Origin of the sequence: Melissospora conviva, assembly GCF_049523535.1 — a bacterium.
GTDB classification, from domain to species: domain Bacteria; phylum Actinomycetota; class Actinomycetes; order Mycobacteriales; family Micromonosporaceae; genus Melissospora; species Melissospora conviva.
The window spans coordinates 256,598-277,143 of record NZ_JBLLDT010000002.1; the positions used below are offsets into that span (position 1 = coordinate 256,598).

Annotated in this window: 18 protein-coding genes; 10 read left to right on the forward strand and 8 right to left on the reverse strand. The window is 71.8% G+C overall.

What is annotated here, in order from left to right; all coding sequences use genetic code 11:
- The first annotated feature begins 77 nt into the window (after positions 1 to 77).
- The 6 genes from ACK8GG_RS06375 (at position 78) to ACK8GG_RS06400 (ending at position 6,229) form a co-directional block, all read left to right on the forward strand.
- Positions 78 to 1,442, forward strand: coding sequence for a flavin-containing monooxygenase (locus ACK8GG_RS06375; protein WP_440355812.1), 1,365 nt, complete (start codon positions 78 to 80; stop codon positions 1,440 to 1,442).
- Positions 1,439 to 2,284 (forward strand): SDR family NAD(P)-dependent oxidoreductase, encoded by an 846-nt coding sequence (locus ACK8GG_RS06380; RefSeq protein WP_440348786.1) that lies wholly within the window; start codon positions 1,439 to 1,441, stop codon positions 2,282 to 2,284. The genes ACK8GG_RS06375 and ACK8GG_RS06380 overlap by 4 nt, the downstream gene beginning before the upstream one ends.
- On the forward strand, positions 2,281 to 3,651 hold the full coding sequence (locus tag ACK8GG_RS06385) for an MFS transporter (RefSeq protein ID WP_440355813.1): 1,371 nt from the start codon (positions 2,281 to 2,283) through the stop codon (positions 3,649 to 3,651). The genes ACK8GG_RS06380 and ACK8GG_RS06385 overlap by 4 nt, the downstream gene beginning before the upstream one ends.
- A 90-nt stretch (positions 3,652 to 3,741) precedes the next feature.
- Positions 3,742 to 4,362 (forward strand): L-threonylcarbamoyladenylate synthase, encoded by a 621-nt coding sequence (locus tag ACK8GG_RS06390; RefSeq protein ID WP_440348788.1) that lies wholly within the window; start codon positions 3,742 to 3,744, stop codon positions 4,360 to 4,362.
- Positions 4,363 to 4,436: 74 nt separating this feature from the next.
- Entirely contained in the window at positions 4,437 to 5,264 is an 828-nt protein-coding gene (locus tag ACK8GG_RS06395) for an MEDS domain-containing protein (protein ID WP_440355814.1), read from the forward strand.
- Positions 5,264 to 6,229, forward strand: a complete 966-nt coding sequence (locus tag ACK8GG_RS06400; RefSeq protein ID WP_440355815.1) for an anti-sigma factor RsbA family regulatory protein — start codon at positions 5,264 to 5,266, stop codon at positions 6,227 to 6,229. Before ACK8GG_RS06395 ends, ACK8GG_RS06400 begins: the two co-directional genes overlap by 1 nt.
- 18 nt (positions 6,230 to 6,247) lie before the next feature.
- Here the strand turns inward: ACK8GG_RS06400 and ACK8GG_RS06405 are convergent, their stop codons facing one another.
- Entirely contained in the window at positions 6,248 to 6,541 is a 294-nt protein-coding gene (locus tag ACK8GG_RS06405; RefSeq protein ID WP_440355816.1) for a DUF4287 domain-containing protein, read from the reverse strand.
- A gap of 121 nt (positions 6,542 to 6,662) precedes the next feature.
- On the opposite strand from ACK8GG_RS06405, the gene ACK8GG_RS06410 reads away from it, so the two are divergent.
- Entirely contained in the window at positions 6,663 to 7,640 is a 978-nt protein-coding gene (locus ACK8GG_RS06410) for an ArsR/SmtB family transcription factor (RefSeq protein ID WP_440355817.1), read from the forward strand.
- On the opposite strand, the gene ACK8GG_RS06415 is transcribed toward ACK8GG_RS06410, so the two are convergent.
- From ACK8GG_RS06415 to ACK8GG_RS06435, 5 genes are read right to left on the reverse strand one after another with little or no spacing between them, the layout of a single operon-like run.
- Positions 7,614 to 8,747, reverse strand: coding sequence for an ABC transporter ATP-binding protein (locus tag ACK8GG_RS06415; RefSeq protein WP_440355818.1), 1,134 nt, complete (start codon positions 8,745 to 8,747; stop codon positions 7,614 to 7,616). The two genes, ACK8GG_RS06410 and ACK8GG_RS06415, sit on opposite strands and share 27 nt — an antisense overlap.
- A complete protein-coding gene (locus tag ACK8GG_RS06420) occupies positions 8,744 to 9,733 on the reverse strand; it encodes an ABC transporter ATP-binding protein (protein WP_440348794.1) in 990 nt (329 codons plus the stop codon). Before ACK8GG_RS06420 ends, ACK8GG_RS06415 begins: the two co-directional genes overlap by 4 nt.
- A complete protein-coding gene (locus ACK8GG_RS06425) occupies positions 9,730 to 10,656 on the reverse strand; it encodes an ABC transporter permease (RefSeq protein WP_440355819.1) in 927 nt (308 codons plus the stop codon). The genes ACK8GG_RS06420 and ACK8GG_RS06425 overlap by 4 nt, the downstream gene beginning before the upstream one ends.
- Positions 10,653 to 11,597, reverse strand: a complete 945-nt coding sequence (locus tag ACK8GG_RS06430; RefSeq protein WP_440348796.1) for an ABC transporter permease — start codon at positions 11,595 to 11,597, stop codon at positions 10,653 to 10,655. Before ACK8GG_RS06430 ends, ACK8GG_RS06425 begins: the two co-directional genes overlap by 4 nt.
- 16 nt (positions 11,598 to 11,613) lie before the next feature.
- A complete protein-coding gene (locus ACK8GG_RS06435; protein WP_440355820.1) occupies positions 11,614 to 13,140 on the reverse strand; it encodes an ABC transporter substrate-binding protein in 1,527 nt (508 codons plus the stop codon).
- A gap of 285 nt (positions 13,141 to 13,425) precedes the next feature.
- Between ACK8GG_RS06435 and ACK8GG_RS06440 the strand changes: the two genes are divergently transcribed.
- Positions 13,426 to 14,025, forward strand: coding sequence for a hypothetical protein (locus ACK8GG_RS06440; RefSeq protein ID WP_440355821.1), 600 nt, complete (start codon positions 13,426 to 13,428; stop codon positions 14,023 to 14,025).
- A 106-nt stretch (positions 14,026 to 14,131) separates the two neighbouring features.
- On the opposite strand, the gene ACK8GG_RS06445 is transcribed toward ACK8GG_RS06440, so the two are convergent.
- The gene (locus ACK8GG_RS06445; RefSeq protein WP_440355822.1) at positions 14,132 to 16,279 is read right to left on the reverse strand and encodes an amylo-alpha-1,6-glucosidase; all 2,148 of its coding nucleotides are present in this window, start codon (positions 16,277 to 16,279) and stop codon (positions 14,132 to 14,134) included.
- A gap of 93 nt (positions 16,280 to 16,372) precedes the next feature.
- On the opposite strand from ACK8GG_RS06445, the gene ACK8GG_RS06450 reads away from it, so the two are divergent.
- The gene (locus tag ACK8GG_RS06450) at positions 16,373 to 17,947 is read left to right on the forward strand and encodes a glutamate synthase-related protein (RefSeq protein WP_440355823.1); all 1,575 of its coding nucleotides are present in this window, start codon (positions 16,373 to 16,375) and stop codon (positions 17,945 to 17,947) included.
- A 15-nt stretch (positions 17,948 to 17,962) separates the two neighbouring features.
- Here the strand turns inward: ACK8GG_RS06450 and recQ are convergent, their stop codons facing one another.
- The gene (gene recQ / locus ACK8GG_RS06455; protein WP_440355824.1) at positions 17,963 to 19,792 is read right to left on the reverse strand and encodes a DNA helicase RecQ; all 1,830 of its coding nucleotides are present in this window, start codon (positions 19,790 to 19,792) and stop codon (positions 17,963 to 17,965) included.
- A 136-nt stretch (positions 19,793 to 19,928) separates the two neighbouring features.
- Between recQ and ACK8GG_RS06460 the strand changes: the two genes are divergently transcribed.
- Complete coding sequence (locus ACK8GG_RS06460; protein WP_440352951.1) at positions 19,929 to 20,459, forward strand: DUF421 domain-containing protein; 531 nt, start codon at positions 19,929 to 19,931, stop codon at positions 20,457 to 20,459.
- The last annotated feature ends 87 nt before the right edge of the window (positions 20,460 to 20,546 follow it).

The following is a 20,546-nucleotide window of genomic DNA, read 5'->3' on the forward strand; positions in this document are numbered from 1 at the left end:
TGCTCCCGCACAACGACAGGGCCAATCTCGTCCCCCCACCTATTCCCTACCGCATCAGTAGACTTTATGGTGCTGCGGTGACACCACCACTGGAACCCTCCGGCCTGCGGCCCAGCCGGGTCGCCGTCATCGGCGCCGGCGCCGCGGGGCTCGCCGCGATCAAGGCGCTGCTCGACGCCGGCGTCGAGGTCGTCGCCTACGAGAAGGGCGACCGCCCCGGCGGGCTCTGGGCCCGCGACAACAGCAGCGGCCTCTCCCCCGCGTACGCCTCGCTGCACCTGAACACCAGCAAGGGCCGCACCGAGTTCGCCGACTTCCCGATGCCGGCGCAGTGGAGCGACTACCCCAGCGCCGATCTCGTCGCCGGCTACCTGGCCGACTACGCGCAGACCTTCGGGCTGACCCGGCACATCCGTTTCCACACCGCCGTCGCCGCCGTCGAGCGCACCGACGACGGCTGGCTCGTACGCACCGACGACGGCGGCACCGACCGCTACGACGGGGTCGTCGTCGCCAACGGGCACAACTGGGACCCGCGCCTGCCCGACCCGGCGTACCCGGGCGAGTTCGCCGGCACCCAGCTGCACGCCCACGACTACCGCGACGCCGAGATCTTCCGCGGCCGCCGGGTCCTGGTGGTGGGGATGGGGAACTCGGCGATGGACATCGCCGTCGACGCCTCCCACGTCGGCGGCGCACCGGTGCTGCTCTCCGCCCGGCACGGGGTGCACATCATGCCGAAGTACCTCTTCGGCCGCCCCGCCGACGCCACCGGCGGCGCCATCGCGGCGCTGCCGTGGCGGATCCGCCAGCGCATCGCCGAGACCATGCTGCGGCTGGCGGTCGGCCCGCCCCAGCGGTACGGGCTGCCCGCGCCGGCCGGCGGCTTCTTCCAGAACCATCCGACGATCAGCGACACCATCCTGCACCGGCTCACCCACGGCGAGGTCGAGCCGCGGCCCGGCATCGCCCGCCTCGACGGCACCCGGGTCGTCTTCACCGACGGCCGCGCCGACACGGTGGACGTGATCGTCTGGTGCACCGGCTACCGGGTGAGCATTCCGTTCCTGTCCCCGCGGTGGCTGGGTCCGGACCCGGAGCGGATGCCGCTGTACAAGCGGGTCTTCCACCTCGACGACCCGAGCCTGACCTTCGTCGGGCTGATGCAGTCCACCGGCGCGGCGCTGCCGGTCGTCGAGGCCCAGGCGAAACTCGCCGCAGCGAGGTACGCCGGCGACTACGCCCTGCCACCGCCCGACCGGCAGCGGCGCGACGTCGAACGGGCGCTGCGCGCGGCCACCGCCCGCTGGGGTGACCGCCGTCCGATGATGCGCATCGACTTCGACGCCTACGTCGCCGACCTGCCCCGGGAGATCCGGGCCGGCCGGACCCGGCGCGCCCGCACCACCGCCCGCCCCACCGCCGAACGGACCTCCGCATGAGCAGCACCACCGCCCGCCGCCGCGGGGACGCCCAGGGCCTGCGTGTCCTGGTCACCGGCGCCTCCGGCACCTTCGGCCAGGCGGTCAGTGCCCGGCTCACCGCCCTCGGCGCGCGCGTCGTCGGCCTCGACCTGGCACCCCGCGCCGACGACCCGGTCGAGGTGCTCGCCTGCGACATCACCGACGACGAGAGCGTGCGCCGGGCGGTGGCCGCCGCGATCGACCGGCTCGGCGGCCTCGACGTGCTCATCAACAACGCCGGCGTCGGCGGGCCGGCCCCGGCCGAACTGCCTCCGGGCGCGGAGGTGCGCCGGCAACTGGAGATCAATCTGCTCGGCACCTGGCGCACGACCGCGGCCTGCGTCGACGCCCTGGTGGCCGCCCGCGGCCGGGTCGTGATGCTGACGTCCCGGATGGCGGTCATGCAGCTGCCGCTGGCCGCCGCGTACGGGGCCTCCAAACGCGCCATGGTCGCCTACGCCGACGCCCTGCGGATGGAGATCGGCACCCACGTCGACGTCACCTGCGTCTATCCGTCGGCGGTCCGCAGCCCGATCCACGACTCCACCGCCGCCGCCGGGCTCTCCCTGGAAGGCATGAGCTCCTACGAGCCGCTCGACGGCGTGGTGGACACGGTCCTCAAGGCCGCGCTGGGCCGCCGGGGACGCCGGGACCTGACGACCACCCGCCGCGGCGCCGTGGAGTTCTTCCTGGCCCGGCACCTGCCGCGGGTCACCGACCGGATCATCGCCCGGACGCTCGCCGGCCGGGCCCGCTCCGGCGCCTTCGCGGGCGCCGAACTCGCCGCCGGTGTGGTGCGGCGCCACGAGGAGAAGGCATGAGCAGCCCCACCCAGCCGGTTCCGGCCACCGCGCCCGCCACCGACGGGCCGGCCGTCCGGACCCGCAAGCCCGACCTGGCCGCCTACGCCACCGGCTCGCTCGGCATGGGCGTCTGGGTCACCGTCCCCGGGCTGCTGCTGCTCTACTTCCTGACCCACACCCTCGGCGTGCCGGCCTTCATCGCCGGTCTGACCCTGCTGCTGCCGAAGGTCATCGACGCGGTGGTCCACCCGCTGCTCGGCACCGCCTCCGACCGGGAGGCGCGCCGGCACGGCCACCGGCGCGGTCTGCTGCGCTGGGGCGTGCTCCTGGCCCTGGCGATGGTGGCGATGTTCACCGTCCCCGCCGGGCTGACCGGCACCTCGGCCGCGCTCTGGGTCGGCGGCTGGTACATCGTCGGCAACCTGCTCTTCGCCTGCTTCCAGGTCCCGTACCTGACCACCCCGTCGGACCTGCTGATCGGTTACCACGAGCGCACCCGCGTCTTCATGTGGCGGATGCTCTTCCTCACCGTCGGACTGCTCGCCGCCGGTGTGGCCGCACCCGCCCTGGTCGCCGCCGGCGGCCGCGGCGACTACACCCGGATGGCGCTGCTGCTCGCCGCCGGCATGGCCGTCTCCGCACTGATCGCCATACGCGGAGTCCGCAGACTCACCACGCACAGCGGTTTCCGCCGGCCGGACCAGCGGTCGCACTCCACCCTCGACGACCTGCGGGTCTCGCTGCGCGACCGCGACTTCCGGATGCTCGTGCTCTCCTACCTGTTCACCGGCACCACCACCCACCTCTTCCTGGCGGCGGTGCCCTTCTACACCGAGTACGTCTTCGGCCGCAGCGGCCTGACCGCGGTCTTCATGGGCGCCTTCCTCGCGCCGGCGATCTTCGCCGGGCCGGTCTGGTTGCGGATCTCCAAGCGCATCGGCAAGCAGCGCGGCCTGCTGCTGTCCCAGATCATCTTCATCGTGGGCTCGCTGGCGCTGCTGGCCGGCGAGGCGCTCGGGGTGGCGGTGACCGTGGTGGTGACCGTCGGGCTGGGCATCGCCTTCGCCGGCCTGCAGCTCTTCGCCTTCTCGATGGTGCCGGACGCCGTGGCGGCGGCCGAGGCGCGCGGGGACTCCCGCGCCGGGGCGTACACCGGGGTCTGGACCGCGACGGAGGCGACCGGCACGGCGATCGGGCCGTACGTCTACTCGGCGGTGCTCGCGCTCGGCGGCTTCGTCTCGACCACCTCCGGCCAGGCGGTCGCCCAGTCCGGCAGCGCCCTGACCGCGCTGCTGATCGGCTTCACGGTGGTGCCCGCCGTGCTGATGGCCGCCGCGCTGCTCTTCCAGCGGCGCTACCGGCTCGATCCGGCCCCCGGCACCTGACGTGCACCCGGCACCTGATGTGCGCCCGGCACCTGACGACAACTGCGCGGCGCTGCCCGCACCGGCGGACGCGTCGCCTAAGCTCCGCACATGGCGAAGTACTTCGACGTGCATCCGGACAACCCGCAGCCCCGGGCCATCGGGCAGGTGGTGGAGATCCTTCGCAACGACGGCCTGATCGTCTACCCGACGGACTCCTGCTTCGCGCTCGGCTGCCGGGTGGGCAACAAGGCCGGCATCGACCGGATCCGGGACATCCGCCGGCTCGGCGACGACCACCACTTCACCCTGGTCTGCAGCGACTTCGCCCAGCTCGGCCAGCTGGTCACCATCAGCAACTCGCTGTTTCGCGTCATCAAGGCGGCCACCCCCGGCAGCTACACCTTCATCCTGCCGGCGACAAAAGAGGTCCCCCGTCGGTTGCTGCACCCGAAGAAGAAGACCGTCGGCGTCCGCATCCCCGACCACGTCGTCACCCAGGCGATCCTCGCCGAACTCGGCGAGCCCCTGTTGTCGAGCACCCTGCTGCTGCCGGGCGAGGAGGACCCGCTGACCCAGGGCTGGGAGATCAAGGACCGGCTGGATCACGCCGTGGACGCGGTGGTCGACGCCGGCGACTGCAGTGTGGTGCCGACGACGGTCGTCGACTTCTCGCTGCCCGAGCCGCAGATCCTGCGCGAAGGCGCCGGGGACCCCAGCCGTTTCCAATGACCGGCGGCACCCCGTGAACACACTCATGCCTTCCCCGCCGGGTAGGCATACAATTCGCCCATGGTGATCCCCGGGTGAACAGCGATCTGGAGTTCCTGGCTCCACACGGGCACATCTGCTGGGCGTACGAGGACCCGGCGGCGTTCGAGGAGCAGGCACGGTCCTACCTCGCGCAGGGCCTGGCTGCGGGCGAGCGTGTCTGGTATGTCGCCGACGGCGACTGCTCGACGCTGATCAGTCGCCTCAGCGCCATCGACGGCTTCGCCGCCGCGCTGACCTCCGGCGCGGCCGACGTCGTCTCCCTCGGCGAGGCCTACGACTACGGCAGCGTCATCGAGCCCGAGCACCAGGTCAGCGCCTACCGGGCCGCCACCGAGGCGGCGCTGGCCGCCGGCTACCGCGGCCTGCGCGTCGCCGCCGATGTCACCGCCCTCATCGGGAGTGCCGAGCAGGTGGACGCCTTCGCTCGCTACGAACACCTCATCGACCGGTACATGCGCACCGCGCCAATGGCCGCGATGTGCGCCTACAGCCGCACCGTCCTGGGCAGCGACGTCATCGCCCAGCTCGCCTGCATGCACCCGGCGACCAACGCCGACGACGTGCTCTTCCGGCTCTGCGCCGGCGACGAGGCCGACTCCGTCACGGTCGCCGGCGAACTCGATCCTTCCCACCAGCAGCTCCTCGCCACCGCGCTGACCCGCGTCGACCTGCGGCCCGTCGACGGCGAACTGGTGCTCCAGGCGCCGGAGCTGCGGTTCATCGACCACCGCTGTCTGATCGAACTGCACGAGTACGCTCGCCGCCGCGACGCCGACGTCGTGCTGCGTACGCCGCACACCGCCGCGGCGCGGGTCGTCGACATGCTCGGCCTCGAGAACGTGCGGGTGGAGGCTGCCTGATGAGGACGGGCGCGGCAGCCGGGCATCGCGGCTACCTGCACGATGCGGTCTGCTACTCCACCGACGAGGAGTTCCTCGCCGTCGTGGTGCCTTTCCTCACCGATGGGCTCGCCGCCGGCGAGCCCACCTTCGCCGTCTTCGGGGAAGAGACCAACGCGCTGCTGCGTTCGGCCCTGCCGGCGAACTCCGGCATCCGTTTCGCCGCCGGCGAGCAGCAGTACCTGCGACCGGCGGCCGCGATCAAGACGTACCGGGAGATGCTCGCCACGCTGGTGGCCGAGGGCGCCACGCAGATCCGTGTCGCCGGAGAGGTTCCCACCGCGCCGGCCACCTGGGACGGGTGGTGCCGCTACGAGTCGGCCGTCAACGACGCCTACGACGCCTTCCCGCTCTGGGGCATCTGCACCTATGACACCCGCACCACCCCGGCCGCGGTGCTGGCGGATGTCGCCCGTACCCATCCGGTCTTCGTCAGTGCCGACGGCGGCCGGCTGCCGAGCCGGGATTACCTCGACCCGCACAGTTACCTGAGCCGGCCGCGGCCGGTCCTGCGCGACCCGCTGCACCACGCGGCGCCGGTCTGTGAGCTGATCGATCCTTCGGCGGCCCGGGCCCGCCAGGCGGTCTACGACGCTGACCCCGGACGGCTCGGCGCCGACGACATCGACGACCTCGTCATCGCCGTCAGCGAGACCGTCACCAACGCGATGCGCCACGGCCGGCCCCCGGTGCGGGTGCGGGTCTGGGTGGCCGAGGAGCGCATGCTCGTCTCGGTCACCGACGCGGGCCCCGGGCCCCGGGACCCGATGGCCGGACTGCTCCCCCGCACCGACCGGCCCGCCGGCGGGCTGGGGCTCTGGATCACCCATCAGGCGTGCAGCCACGTCTCGTTCGAGCAGCAGCCCGACGGCTACACGGTGTGGCTGACGGCGGGCGATCCGCACTTCGACCTCCAGACCGTCTGACGGTCCGGGGCCCGAGGGTCAGTAGCCTTCCGGCTTGGTGGCGATGCCGTCGAGCCAGAGATGGTCCTTGGGATCACGGTGGCTACCGGTGGTCCCGACGTGCTTTGCGCCGATCTGTTCGCCCCTGGTGATGACGTACACCAGCGCCATCCCGTGGCCTCGCCCGAGACCGTAGTCGTCGGCGAGCCACTGCAGGATCGGTGCCGCCTTGGTGTCGGCGGCGAAACCGCGCTCCTGGGCGAGACCGACCAGCTGGCGCGGCGTGAGACCCGTCTTCTTCTCGATGGTGTCGAGGTAGGCCTGGAAAGACATCGGCTCTTCTCCTGATCGACAGTGTCAAATGGGTAGCCGCACAGAATGTGCGGGGCTTCGTGGTCCAGCATCCCCGCACACGGCAGGACGGGCCTAGTGTTTCGATGTGCATCGAAAGTTGGTGGAGTTCCGGCTCGCTCCCGACGATCTCTCGGCGATCCGCTTCGGCATCTCCTCCGGGCACGAACTTGTCCATGCCGTGCGCGTGATGTCGAATCCGCAGCTGCATCCTCTCCAGTGGGGCTGGCTGCGCAGCACCCGAGCGCTCGTCGCGCCCGAGGACCTCACACTGCTGCGGCTCGTCGTGGGCGACGACGGATACGCCCCGGACTTCTTCACCGTCCGGTCCGAATGGGACCTGACACCCCAGGACGAGATCGCGCGGTTCGCCGAGCACGATCCCGCGCTCGTCGCGGCGGATCTGGGCAAACGCGTGCTCCGCACCACCGGGCCACAACGCCGGAGCCTCGAAACACTGGCGCTGAATCCGCTACGCACACGCGATGTCATCGCCAAGGCCTGGAGCGCGTTCTGGAATGCCGCGATGGCGCCCTACTGGCCGCAGATCGAGCGGCTGCTGCGGGCCGACATCGGCGTACGCGCCCGGCGGATGTCGCAGAGCGGGACGGGAAACATGGTCGCGACACTCCACGAAGCGGTGAGCTGGAGTTCAGGGGCGGTGCAGGTGTGGTTGCACCGCCACGAGGAAACCCTCGACTGCGCCGGCAGCGGCCTTGTTCTCGTCCCCTCGGTGATGGCCAACCGGTGCGCCGTCCTGACCGAACACGCCGCTCAGCCAACCCTCTTCTATCCGGCACAAGGGGTCTCGGAGACCTGGACCAGCCAGACCGCCGAACGCTCACAGGCACTTGCCGCCCTGCTCGGCGAGGGGCGGGCGCGCATCCTGCTGGCTGTCGAACAACCACTGTCGACGACCGAACTGGCACACGCCTGCGGCCTGGCGGTCTCCACCGTCTCGCATCACCTGACGATCCTGCGAGGGTCGGGACTGATCGACTCGCGCCGCGCCGGAGCCAGCGTCCTGCACACCCGCACCACCCTCGGCGAAGCCCTAATCCAGCCCGGCCGATCGGCTTAGCCCGGCCTCCCCACCGGTCGTGGTGTCCGGCTCGAAGCGCGGCTTCGGCGGGGCGGGCTCCTCCTGCCGGGCGCGCATCTGCCGTACCGCCTCCACCGCGTAGAGACAGGCGGCGTACTGCCCGGTCTCCACCTCGATCAGGTCCGGGTCGGTCTCGGCGCAGTCGGGGCGGGCCTGCGGGCAGCGGGTGCGGAACCGGCACCCGCTCGGCGGATCCACCGGGCTGGGGATCTCACCGGTGAGGATGATGCGCCGCCGCCGGCGTTCCACCAGCGGGTCCGCGACCGGGATCGCCGAGAGTAACGCCGCCGTGTATGGGTGCCCCGGGTTGCCGTAGATCTGGGCCGGGGTGCCGGTCTCGACGATCCGGCCCAGGTACATCACCGCGATGCGGTCGCTCATGTGCTCGACGGCGGCAAGGTCATGGGCGATGAACAGGTACGTCAGCCCGAGTTCGGCCTGCAGCCCGCGCAGCAGGTTCATGATCTGCGCCTGGACGCTCAGATCGAGCGAGGCGATGGGCTCGTCGAGGACGATCAGATCCGGCTCCCCGGCCAGCGCCCGGGCGATGCCGACGCGCTGACGCTGACCACCGGAGAGTTCGTGCGGATGCCGGTCCGCGAGATCGCCGCGCAGCCCGACCAGCTCCAGCAGCTCGGCGACCCGGCGGCGACGGCCGGCCCGGTCACCACCGAGCCCGTGCACGATCAGCGGCTCCGCGACGCTGTCGGCGATGGTGCGCCGGGGGTCCAGTGATGCCTGCGGATCCTGGAATACCATCGCGACCCGGCGGCGCAGCCGCCGCAGACGGCGGCGGGACCAGCCGGTGACCTCCTCGCCCGCGACGTGGATGCGCCCGGCCGTCGGCTCGACCAGGCGCAGCAGCGCGAGGCCGGTGGTGGACTTGCCGCTGCCGGACTCCCCCACCAGCCCGAGGGTCTCCCCGCGCCGGATCTGCAACGACACCCCGTCCACCGCCCGCACCGAGGTACGCCCCGGCGCCGGGAACCAGACTTTCAGCTCGTCGAGTTCGGCGACGATGTCGCCGGCCGGAGCCGGTGCGGTCGGCGGCGCGGTCGGCGGGGCCTGCGGCTCGGGTCGGTTCATCGCCCCTCCCCTTGTCGGGCTTGCTGGTAGAAGCTGCGGACCAGGTGCGCGGGGGCCACCTCGGCCAGCGGCGGCAGTTCGTGCTCGCAGCGCGCGTCGGCCCGCACCGGGCAGCGCGACCAGAAGGCGCAGCCGGGCGGCAGCTCGAACGGACTGGGCGGGGAACCCTGGATGGCCGGCAGCTGCGCGACGACGCGCCCCGGTTCGGGCCGCGCCGCCAGCAACGCCGCCGTGTACGGGTGGGACGGGTCGGCGAAGACCGCCTCGACGGGCCCCTGTTCGACGATGCGCCCGCCGTACATCACCGCGACGGTGTCGGCGACACCGGCCACCACACCGAGGTCATGGGTGATCCAGACGACGGCGGTGCCGAGGCGCTGCTGCAGCGCGGCGATCAGCTCGACGATCTGCGCCTGGGTGGTGACGTCCAGGGCGGTGGTCGGCTCGTCGGCGATGAGCAGATCCGGCTCGCAGGCCAGTGCCATCGCGATCACCACCCGTTGCCGCATGCCACCGGAGAACTGGTGCGGATAGGCCTCCACCCGTTGGGCGGCCGACGGGATGCCGACCAGGTCGAGCAGCTCGACGGCGCGGTCGCGGGCCGCCCGGCGGCTCATGCCCAGATGCTCCTCGCAGGGCTCGGCGATCTGCCGGCCGACGGTGAGCACCGGATTCAGCGAGGTCATCGGATCCTGGAAGACGAAGCCGACGTGCCGCCCCCGCATCCGGCGACGGCGCTGCGCCGGCATCGTGGTCAGCTCCTCACCGAGCAGTTCGACACGGCCGGTGACCCGGGCCGCCTCCGGAGCCAGGCCGGTCGCGGCGAGCACCGTCATGCTCTTGCCACTGCCCGACTCGCCCACCAGGGCGAAGGTCTCACCGGCCCGCACCGACCAGTCGACACCGGCCACCGCTCGGGCCGCACCCCGCCGGGTACCGAGACTGACGGTGAGGTCCTGGATGGAGAGCACTGGCGCGTCGCTCATTCGGTGCTCCTTCTCGCCTCGCTGACGGTGAGCTGGCGCGGATCGAGCACGTCCCGCAGGGCGTCGCCGACCAGGTTGAAGGCGAGCACCGTCAGGAAGATGGCCGCGCCGGGGAAGACTCCGAGCCACCAGGCGTCGGTGACGAACCCGCGGGCGTCGAAGAGCATCCGCCCCCAGGCCGGCGCCGGGGGCTGGATGCCCAGCCCCAGGAAGGAGAGGGCCGCCTCGGAGAGGATGGCGAAGGCCAGCGAGAGCGACGTCTGCACGATCAGCGGCGCGGCGATGTTCGGCAGGATGTGCCGGCGCATGATCCGCAGGTCGGAGGTGCCGATCGACACGGCCGCCCGGACAAAGACCTGTTCGCGTACGGAGAGCACTCCGGCGCGGGTGACCCGGGCGAAGATCGGGGTGTAGACCACACCGATCGCCACCATCGCGGTGAGCAGTCCCGGGCCGAGCACGGCGACGATCGCCACCGCGAGCAGCAGCACCGGGAAGGCGAAGAGCACGTCCATGCAGCGCATCAGCACGGTGTCGACCCAGCCCCGGTAGTAGCCGGCGAGCAGGCCGAGGGTCAGGCCGACGGCGAGGGCGATGCCGACGCTGACCGCGCCCACCTGCAGCGACACCCGGGCGGCGACCAGGACCCGGCTGAGCACGTCACGGCCCAGTTCGTCGGTGCCGAAGAGGTGCTCCCGGCTCGGCGGGGCGAGCATGTTGTCGACATCGATGTCGTTGATGCCCGCCGGTGCGAGCTGCGTACCGGCCACGCCGACCAGCACGAGCAGGAGCAGCACCAGGGTGCCGGCGATGGCGGGCGGGTCGTGCCGCAGCGCGGTCAGCACCCGGCGCAGGGCGCTCTCGGCATCACGGCCGCCGGTGCCGGCGTCACCGCGTACGGCGCTTTCGGTGTCCTGGCTCATCGCACGGAGATCCTCGGGTCGAGGCGGGCATAGAGGAGGTCGACAAGGAGGTTGACGAGCAGGAACAGCCCGGCCACCAGGAGCACCGCGCCCTGCAGCACCGGGTAGTCGCGGGCCTGCACGGCGTCGAAGGTGAGCCGGCCGATGCCGGGCCAGGCGAAGAGCACCTCGATGACGATCACCCCGCCGAGCAGGCTCGCCAACTGCACCGCCACCACGGTCACCACCGGGATGAGCGCGTTGCGCAGCACGTGCCGCAGCACGACCACCCGGGGGCGCAGCCCTTTGGCCTCGGCGGTGCGGACGTAATCCTGGGAGAGGACCTCCAGCACCGAGGAGCGGATGAAGCGGGTCAGGATCGAGGCGGTCACCAACCCGACGGTGGCCGCTGGGAGGATCACGTGCGCGAGCCAGCCCGCCGGGTCCTCGCTCAGCGCCACGTAACCCGACGGCGGCAGCCAGCCGAGCACACCGGCGAAGAGCAGAATCCCCATGATCCCCATCCAGAAGTCGGGGACCGAGACCCCGAACTGACTGAAGATCCGTACGGCGTGGTCGATCGGCGAGCCGGAGCGGACCCCGGAGATCACCCCGAGCGGGAAGGCGATCAGCAGCGCCAGCAGCAGCGCGGTGAAGGCCAGCGACAGCGTCGCGGGCAGCCGCGCCAGCACGATGTCGGTCACCGGCTCGCCGCTGCGGAAGCTCACCCCCAGGTCACCGGTGAGTGCGTTGCCGAGGTAGCTGAAGTACTGCACCACCGCCGGCTGGTCGAGCCCGGCGCGGCTGCGCAACGCCTCGTACGTCTCCGGATCGAAGCGGGTCCCGAGCGCCACCCGGACGGGATCGCCCGGAACCATCTGCAGCAGCAGGAAGACCACCAGGGTCACCCCGAGCAGCGCCACTGCCGACTGGAGCAGCCGGCGGAGGATGAAGCGCCTCATCGCTTCCGGGCCCCGGTCAGCGCGCCAGGGCGACGTCGCGGAAGCGGATGGCCCGGTCGGTGCGGACCTCGACACCGGAGACCTTGTCGGACCAGCCCTGCACCACGTCCGGGTTGTAGAGGTAGATGTAACTGGCGTCGTCGACGATCAGCTTCGCCGCCCGGTCGTACTCCTGCTTGCGGGCTGCCTGATCGGTCTGGACCCGGGCCTGGTCCAGGAGCTTGTCCACCTCGGCGTTGCGGTAGTTGTGGAAGTTGAACGTGCCCTCGCTGTGGTGCTGGGCGTAGTAGAACTCGTCGGGGTCGATGTTGCCGAGCCAGCCGAGCAGGAACGCGTCGAAGTTGCCCTTGCCCTGTTCGTCGAGCCACTGGGCGAAGTCGAGCGTACGGATCTTGACCTCGATGCCGATCTCGTCGAGGTTGGCGGCGATGACCTGGGCGGCGGTGACCGTCTCCGGGTACTCGGTGGTGACCATCAGCTCCAGGTTGAGCCCGCTCTTGCCGGCGAGCAGCGACTTTGCCTTGTCGAGGTCCCGGTTGTACGGGGCGTAGTCGTAGTGCCAGGAGCTGGCGCGCGGGATGGCGGTCTGGTTCACCGTCGCCAGGCCGAACTTGGCCGCCTTGGCGATCGCCTCACGGTCGAGGGCGAAGGCGATCGCCTGCCGCACGGCCGGGTCGTCGTACGGCTTGCGGGCCTGGTTGAGAGCCAGGTACCAGTAGTCGTTGGAGGCAACGGTCTGCACGGTCGGGTTGCCGCCGTCGCGCAGCCCGGGCACCTGCTGCGGGGGCAGGTTGTCGGTCCAGTCGGCCTCGTCGCCGCGCAGGTTCTGCAGCGCCACGGTCGGGTCCTTGACGAAGGTGAAGGTGACCCCGTCGAGTTTGGCCTGGGAGCCCCAGTAGTTCTCGTTGCGGACCAGTTCGATGCGGTCGCCGCTGGTGTAGCCGGCCACGCTGAACGGCCCGCTGCCGACCGGCTTGGTCCGGATGTCACCGGAGTCGACGTTGGCCTTCTGCACGATCGCCACGCCCTTGAAGCCACCGAGGTTGGCGAGCAGGTTCGGCGTGGGCGCGGTGAGCGTGATGACCACGGTGGTGGCGTCCGGCGCCGCCACCTCCTTGACGGTGGCGAACTTGTACGCCGCGTTGAGCTTCTCGTCGATGATGCGCCGGTAGGAGTAGACGACGTCCTCGGCGGTCAGGGCCGAGCCGTCGGAGAACTTCAGGCCCTCACGCAGGGTGAAGGTCCAGGTCAGCTGGTCGTCGCTGGTGCGCCACTCGGTCGCCAGCGAGGGGCGCATCTGCAGCTCGGCGTCGGGCTCGACGAGGGTGTCGTAGACGTTCTCCAGGACCTGGAAGCTGTAGTAGGCCGAGGTCTTGTGCGGGTCGAGCTGGTCCGGCTCGCCGCCGATGGCCGCGCGGAGCACGCCGCCCTTGGCCGCGTCGCCCCCGCCGACGTCGACGCCCGCACCGCTGCTGCAGCCGGCGAGCAGCGCGACGGTCAGGGCGAGTGCGGCACCGGCCAGTGTGCGGTGTCCTCTGGACATGTTCCCCTCCGAAGTCCCGGCGGATCGAACAAGTTGCCGATCTCCCACCATTGCGGCTCCGGCCGGACCCCGCCACTCCAGACACGGCGAATCGATCAATGTGACTGTCTCGAATCGCTAACGACGAATGTGCGGGGAGCGCGCCGGCGCTCCCCGCACGCCTGGCGCGGAGTCGGCGGCTGGTTTACGTTGCTGGCATCGCCACGACGCGCCGCGGACTCCGGCGGTGATCCGCCGGCGGCGAATCGTTTGTTCGAGCAGAGAGGTGGACCGGTGCCGCCTGCCATGTCGACCCCGTCCGGCACGTCACACCCGGACGATCCCTCCGCGCGGCCGGCTGCGGCCGCCGCGGACGCCGCCGCCGACGCGGGTCGCCGGCCCGGTCGCCGCGTCCAGATCCTCCTCTCGCTGCTGGCGGTGGCGGCCGGCGTCATCGCGATCGCGGCGGCGTTCCTGCCCTGGATGACGGTCACCGCGTTCGGTTCCACGGTCGTGCTCACCGGCCTCGACGGCACCGAGGGCTGGCTGGTGATCACGCTCGGTCTGGTCCTGGCCGGCTACGGCGCGGTCAACGTGGCCGGACGCGACCACCACCTGGGCATGTCGGTCCTGAGCGGACTGCTCGCCCTGGTCCTGGTCGCCGTCGGCGTACAGCAGATCCGCGGCATCGGGCAGTCGCGGCCGGGGTTGCAGAGCACTGTCGACAGCATCGCCCAGCAGAACAGCCTTCTCGGTTTCGACGGCGCGGTCGACACCTCCGTGCAGCTGGCGGTCGGGGTCGGCCTCTGGCTCGTGGTCGCCGCCGGGCTGCTCGGCACGGTCGCCGCGGCGCTGATCCTGTTCCTGCGGCACCGCGGCAACCGGCAGGCGCGCGCCACCGCCTGACCGGCGCCACGGCCTTCGGCGCCGGGTGACCGCCTTTGGTGCCGGGTCACCACCTTGCGCGCCGGGTCACCGCCTTGGATGCCGGGTCACCGCATTGGGGGCCGGGTCACCGATGCCGGCGGGCCGTGAGCGCCTGGCGGGTCGGAGCGCGGACCACCCGGACCGCGTCACCGCGGGTCCCGATCGACGTACGCCCGCCCCGCCGGCGCCGGACGGCCAGGTCGAAGGTGTGGCGTCCGATCCGCACGCCCTCCAGGCGCAGCTGGGACAGCCACGGCGGCAGGTGCGGATCCACCAGCACCATCCCGGCCGAGGCCGCCGGGCGCAGCGTCAGCAGCGCCTGCACCAGCGCGATCGGCGCGCTCGCCGACCAGGCCTGCGGCGAGCAGGCATCCGGATAGACCCCCGGGTACGGATGGTCGCCGGTGCGCGGCAGCCCGCCGAAGACCTCCGGCAGCCGGTGGCCGTCGAAGAGCGCCGCGGCGGAGAAGGTCGCCTCGGCGAGACGGTGCAGTTCGTCCCGGCACCCGTACCGCGCCAGGCCGAGCCCGATCGTGCCGGCCTCCACCGGCCAGACACTGCCCCGGTGGTAGCTGAACGGGTTGTACGCCGGGTGCGCCGAGGAGAGCGTGCGCACCCCCCAGCCGCTGAACATGTCCGGGGCGAAGAGCCGTCGGGCGACCGTCGGCGCCAGCCGGGCGGGGACGATGCCGCACGCCAGCAACTGACCGTCGTTGGAGTTCACCGAGCGCACCTGCCGCTTGTCCGGGCCGAGCGCCATGGCGTAACAGCCCTCGTCGGGCATCCAGTACGCCCGCTGGAAGCGCCGCCGCAGCGCCGCCGCCCGGGTCAGCAACCCGAGGGAGGCTCTCGGATGCCCGGTCGCGGCGAAGAGGACGGCCGCGTGGCGCAGTGCGGCGTACCAGTAGGCCTGGAGCTCGCTGGTGGCGAGCGGGGTGTCGACGAGCCGCCCGGCGTGGTCGACCACCGCGCTGTCGGAGTCCTTCCAGCCCTGGTTGCGCAGGCCCGCCCGGGAACGGGAGGCGTACTCCAGGAACCCGTCACGGTCCGGATCGCCGTAGCGCTCGATCCAGGTCAGCACCCGGCGGGCGGCGGGCATCAGCTCCCGGACCAGGTCCAGGTCCCCGGTCCAGGCGAAGTACTGGGCGAGGAAGATCAGGAAGTCGGGCCCGGTGGACCAGTCGCCGTAGTACGCGTCGAAGGGGTTGTCGCCGAGCACCGACAGCGGCCCGTGCCGGCCCTGGTGCAGCGGCTTGCCGGGCTCCTCGTCCCGCCAGTTGTCGACGCGCCGGCCGAGGTGGGCGGCGGCGAGCCGCAGGCTGTCGGCGAGCATCGTCGGACCGGCCAGCATCGCCTGCCACGAGGCGGTCATCGTGTCCCGGCCGAAGATCTCCTGGTAGGCCGGCAGCCCGGCGATCGGCGCGGCGGGCCCGGGCGGCTCACCCAGCGGCAGCGCGGCGAGGTCCGCGACGGCGGTGTGCCAGGCCGCCGTGACGTCGGGGGCGCTGGCCGCCAGCCGGGTCATCTCCGCCGCAAGGCGCTGCCGGGCGCGGCCGGCCGTCGTGGCGGTCTCGCGGTAGCCCGCCGGCGGGGCGGCGAAGCGTTCGCCGTCGAAGACGGGTTCGCAGACCAACTCCACCGTCGCCTCGGAACGCGGCGCCAGGGTGACATCGACGGTGAACGACCCGGCCTCCCACCGCACCGGGGCCGTCGTCTCGACCCGGACCGCGACCGCCCGGTCCAGCCCTTCGTGCAGGTACCGCAGCAGCAGCTCATCGCGGTCGGCGTTCCACTGTGTCGCGACGTCGGCCCGCTGGCGGCGCCGCCCGGACTGGGCCTCGGCGGTGTCGGCGAAGTCGGCGGCGACCCGCACCCGCAGCAGCAGGCGCAGCTCGCGGCCGGCATAGCTGACCAGTCGCAGCCGGGTCCGCAGCCCCTCACCCAGAAACCGTTCGACGAGCAGGTACGCCGTCGTCACCGGCACCGCCTCCCGGTCACCGATCTCGGCGTACGAGAGCTGGGCGTGGGCGCCGATGTTCGCGGTGCTGAAGGGGACCGGTTCGTCGCCGTCGACGGTGATCGTCTCCAGATGCAGCAACCGGGTGTTGCGGAAGTAGTAGCCCTGGGCGCCGTCGCCGGCGATCCGGCCGCGTACGTCGGTGACCAGCGTGCTCCAGCCGCTGGCCTGGTAGAGCAGATCGGGACGAACCCGCAGGTTCTGTACGCGGTTCATGACGGCGGCGGGTACCCGCCGCGCTGACCGGTACACCTGCCACCGGCCGTCGCCGACGTGTGGGCAGCCGCGCCGCTGGGCACTGACCGGGGCATGAAGTGGGTGAATCGAGCCGTACCCGCCGTCGGCGCCGCGCTGGCGGCGCTGGCCGCGCGGGACCTCCTGCAACGTGACCACGCGCTGCTGCGCAACTTCCCGGTGCTGGGGCATGCGCGCTATCTGCTGGAGAAGGTCGGACCGGAGCTGCGGCAGTACATCGTGGCCGGCAACAACGAGGAGCGGCCCTTCACCCGGGACCAGCGCCGCTGGATCTACGCCTCGGCGAAGAAGGAGAACAACTACTTCGGTTTCGGCACCGACAACGACATCGAGTACACCCCCGGGTACGCGATCATCAAGCACCGTACGTTCGGACGGGCGGTCCCCCCGTCGTCGCCGACCGCCGGTCACGAGGTGTGGCTGCCCTGCGCCAAGGTGCTCGGCGCCGCGCGCGGCCGGCCAGGCGCCTTCCGGCCCGAGTCGGTTGTCAACATCTCCGCCATGAGCTTCGGGTCGCTGTCGGGCAACGCGATCGCCGCGCTCAACGAGGGCGCCGCACTGGCGGGATGCCTGCAGAACACCGGCGAGGGAGGGTTGTCGCCGTACCACCGCCGGGGCGGGGAGCTGATCTTCCAGATCGGCACCGCGTACTTCGGCTGCCGGGACGACCAGGGGCGCTTCAGCCTGGATCGCCTCAAGGAGCAGGTGGCGAACGCCCCGGTACGGGCCATCGAGATCAAGCTGACCCAGGGCGCGAAGCCGAGCCTCGGCGGGCTGTTGCCCGGGGCGAAGGTGAGCGCGGAGATCGCGGCGACCCGCGGGGTCCGGGAGGGCGTGGACTGTGTCAGCCCGTCCCGGCACGCCGAGTTCTCCGACACCGACAGCCTGCTGGACTGGGTGGAGCTGCTCGCCGCGGAGACCGGGCTGCCGGTGGGGATCAAGTCCGCCGTCGGTGACCTGGACTTCTGGACCGAGCTGGCCGATCTGATGCGGTCCGGCGACCGCGGGGTCGACTTCATCACCGTCGACGGCGGCGAGGGCGGCACCGGCGCCGCCCCGATGATCTTCACGGATTCGGTCTCCCTCCCCTTCCAGCAGGGCTTCAGCCGGGTCTACCGGATCTTCGCCGAACGCGAGCTGCACGAGCGGGTCGTCTTCGTCGGCGGCGGCAAGCTCGGCCTGCCGGACAACGCGATCGTCGCGTTCGCGCTCGGCTGCGACATGGTCAACGTCGCGCGGGAGGCGATGCTGGCCATCGGCTGCATCCAGGCCCAGAAGTGCCACACCGACACCTGCCCGACCGGCGTGGCAACCCAGAACCCCTGGCTGGCGCGGGGACTGGACCCGGCGCGCAAGGCGGTCCGGGCGGCGAACTACATCGGCACGCTGCGCCGGGACCTGATGAAGGTCGCCGAGGCCTGCGGGGTGGAGCACCCGGGGCTGATCTCCACCGACGCGGTCGAGATCCTCGACGGGCGCACCCGCGCCACCGGCCTGGCCGACGTCTACGACTACCGGCCCGGATGGGGGCTGCCCTCGGCCGCCGACCGCGAGACGATCATCGCGCTGATGACCGGCACCGTCCCGCAGGGCGGCAGCGCCACCCCCTCCCCGGACGCCACCGGCTGACCTGCGCCCGGCGGGTCAGCCGGCCAGCGCGGCGAGGAGCTGCTCGCCGTACTTGGCGAGCTTGTTCTCCCCCACCCCGCTGATGCGCGACAGCTGCTCCAGCGTGGTCGGCGCCTCGGTGGCGATCTGCCGCAGCGTCGCGTCGTGGAAGATCACGTACGCCGGCACGCCCTGCTCCTTGGCGCTGGCGGCCCGCCAGGCGCGCAGCCGTTCGAAGACCGGCTCCGCCTCCGGCGGCAGCTCCACCGCGGCGGGCTTGCCCTTGGCGGTCCGCGTCGATGCCGCCCGGCGTTCCGGCTCGCGGCGCATCGGCACGCTGCGCTCGCGGCGCAGCACCTCGGTGCTGGCCTCGGTCAGCACCAGCGAGCCGTAGTCGCCCTCGACGGCGAGCAGCCCCTGGGCCAGCAGCTGCCGCACCACCCCCCGCCACTCGGCCTCGCCGAGGTCTGCGCCGATGCCGAAGACGCTCAGCGCGTCGTGGCCGTACTGGGCGACCTTGTCGGTGCGGCGGCCGAGCAGGATGTCGATGCTGTGCCCGGCGCCGAACTTCTGGTTGTGCTCGCGGTGCAGGCGCAGCACGGTGGAGAGGAGCTTCTGGGCGGCGATCGTGCCGTCCCAGGACTGCGGCGGGGTCAGGCAGGTGTCGCAGTTGCCGCAGGGCGCGGATTCCTGGCCGAAGTAGTTGAGCAGCTGCACCCGGCGGCAGTCGACGGTCTCGCAGAGGGCGAGCATGGCGTCCAGGTGCGCGGCGAGCGACCGCCGGTGCGCCCGGTCTCCGTCGGAGCGGTCGATCATCTTGCGCTGCTGCACGACGTCCTGCAGGCCGTAGGCGAGCCAGGCGGTCGAGGGCAGGCCGTCGCGGCCGGCGCGGCCGGTTTCCTGGTAGTAGCCCTCCACCGACTTGGGCAGGTCGAGGTGGGCGACGAAGCGCACGTCGGGCTTGTCGATGCCCATCCCGAAGGCGATCGTCGCCACCATCACCAGCCCTTCCTCACGCAGGAAGCGCTGCTGGTGCCGCGCGCGGGTGGCCGCGTCCAACCCGGCGTGGTACGGCAGGGCGGCGACGCCGTTGGCGACCAGGAAGTCGGCGGTCTTGTCCACCGAGGCCCGCGAGAGGCAGTAGACGATGCCGGCGTCGCCGGGGTGTTCGGTGCGCAGCAGTTCGAGCAGCTGCTTGCGCGGCTCCCGCTTGGCCTCGATGCGGTACTGAATGTTGGGGCGGTCGAAGCTGGCGACGAACTGCCGCGCGCCGGTCAGACCGAGCCGGGTGGCGATCTCCGCCCGGGTCGCGCTGGTCGCCGTGGCGGTCAGGGCGATCCGCGGCACCTCCGGCCAGCGCTCGTAGAGCATCGACAGCGCCAGGTAGTCGGGGCGGAAGTCGTGCCCCCACTGGGCGACGCAGTGCGCCTCGTCGATGGCGAAGAGCGAGATCTTGCCCCGATCCAGCAGCTGCTGGGTGTAGCCGTTACCGAGCGCCTCCGGGGCGAGGTAGAGCAGATCCAGCGAGCCTGCAAGGAAGTCCGCCTCGACCCGGCGACGGGCGTCGAGGTCCTGGGTCGAGTTGAGGAAGCCGGCCCGTACGCCGACGGCGGTCAGCGCGTCCACCTGGTCCTGCATCAGCGCGATCAGCGGCGAGATCACCACCCCGGCGCCCGGCCGCACCAGGGCCGGGATCTGGTAGCAGAGCGACTTGCCGCCGCCGGTGGGCATCAGCACGAGGGCGTCGCCGCCGCCGATGAGGTGGTCAACGATCTCCTGCTGCGGGCCGCGGAAGGCGTCGTAGCCGAAGACCCGGCGGAGCACGTCGAGGGCGGCGTCGTCGGCCGGGCTCAGGGGGAAGGTCACCCGCCGATCCTACGACCGCCCTCCTCCGGCCCGGCGCACCGCGCGCGCCGCCTGTGGACAGCCGCAAAACGGGTGATCAACCAGGGCCGCCCGGCCGAGCACGGCATGGGTGGTTCGTACCGGGGTAGGTAGCGGGATGCCCGACTGGTCGAAGGTGTTCCTCCCGGACACCCCGGTTCTGGAGATCGTCTTCCGGGGCAGCGTCATGTACCTGGCGCTCTTCACGCTGCTGCGGGTGGTGCTCAAACGGCAGAGCGGCACCACGGGCGTCACCGATCTGCTGGTCATCGTGCTGATCGCCGACGCGGCCCAGAACGGCATGGCGGGCGGATACAACTCCGTCGCGGACGGGGTGATCCTGGTGGTGGTGATCATCGGGTGGGCGTACCTGCTCGATGCGGTGGCCTACTACTGGCCATTCGCGGGGCGTCTGATCCGCCCGGCGCCGCTGCTGCTGGTCCGCGACGGGAGACTGATGCGGGGCAACATGCGCCGGGAGCTGATCTCGGTGCCGGAGCTGCGCAGCGAACTGCGCGAGCAGGGCATCGAGGACCTCGCCGAGGTCCGTGAGCTGCGAATGGAGCCCGACGGCCGGTTCAGCATCATCCGCCGCGACCCGGATTCCTCGCCCCCGCCACAGCAACCCCCACCCGACCGCACCGAGTGACCCGGCGGCGCCCCCGGTCCACGACTTCGGGGATGCTGCCGCATCCCGTACGTGGAAAGCGGCGACATCCCCGAAGTTGCGACCAGG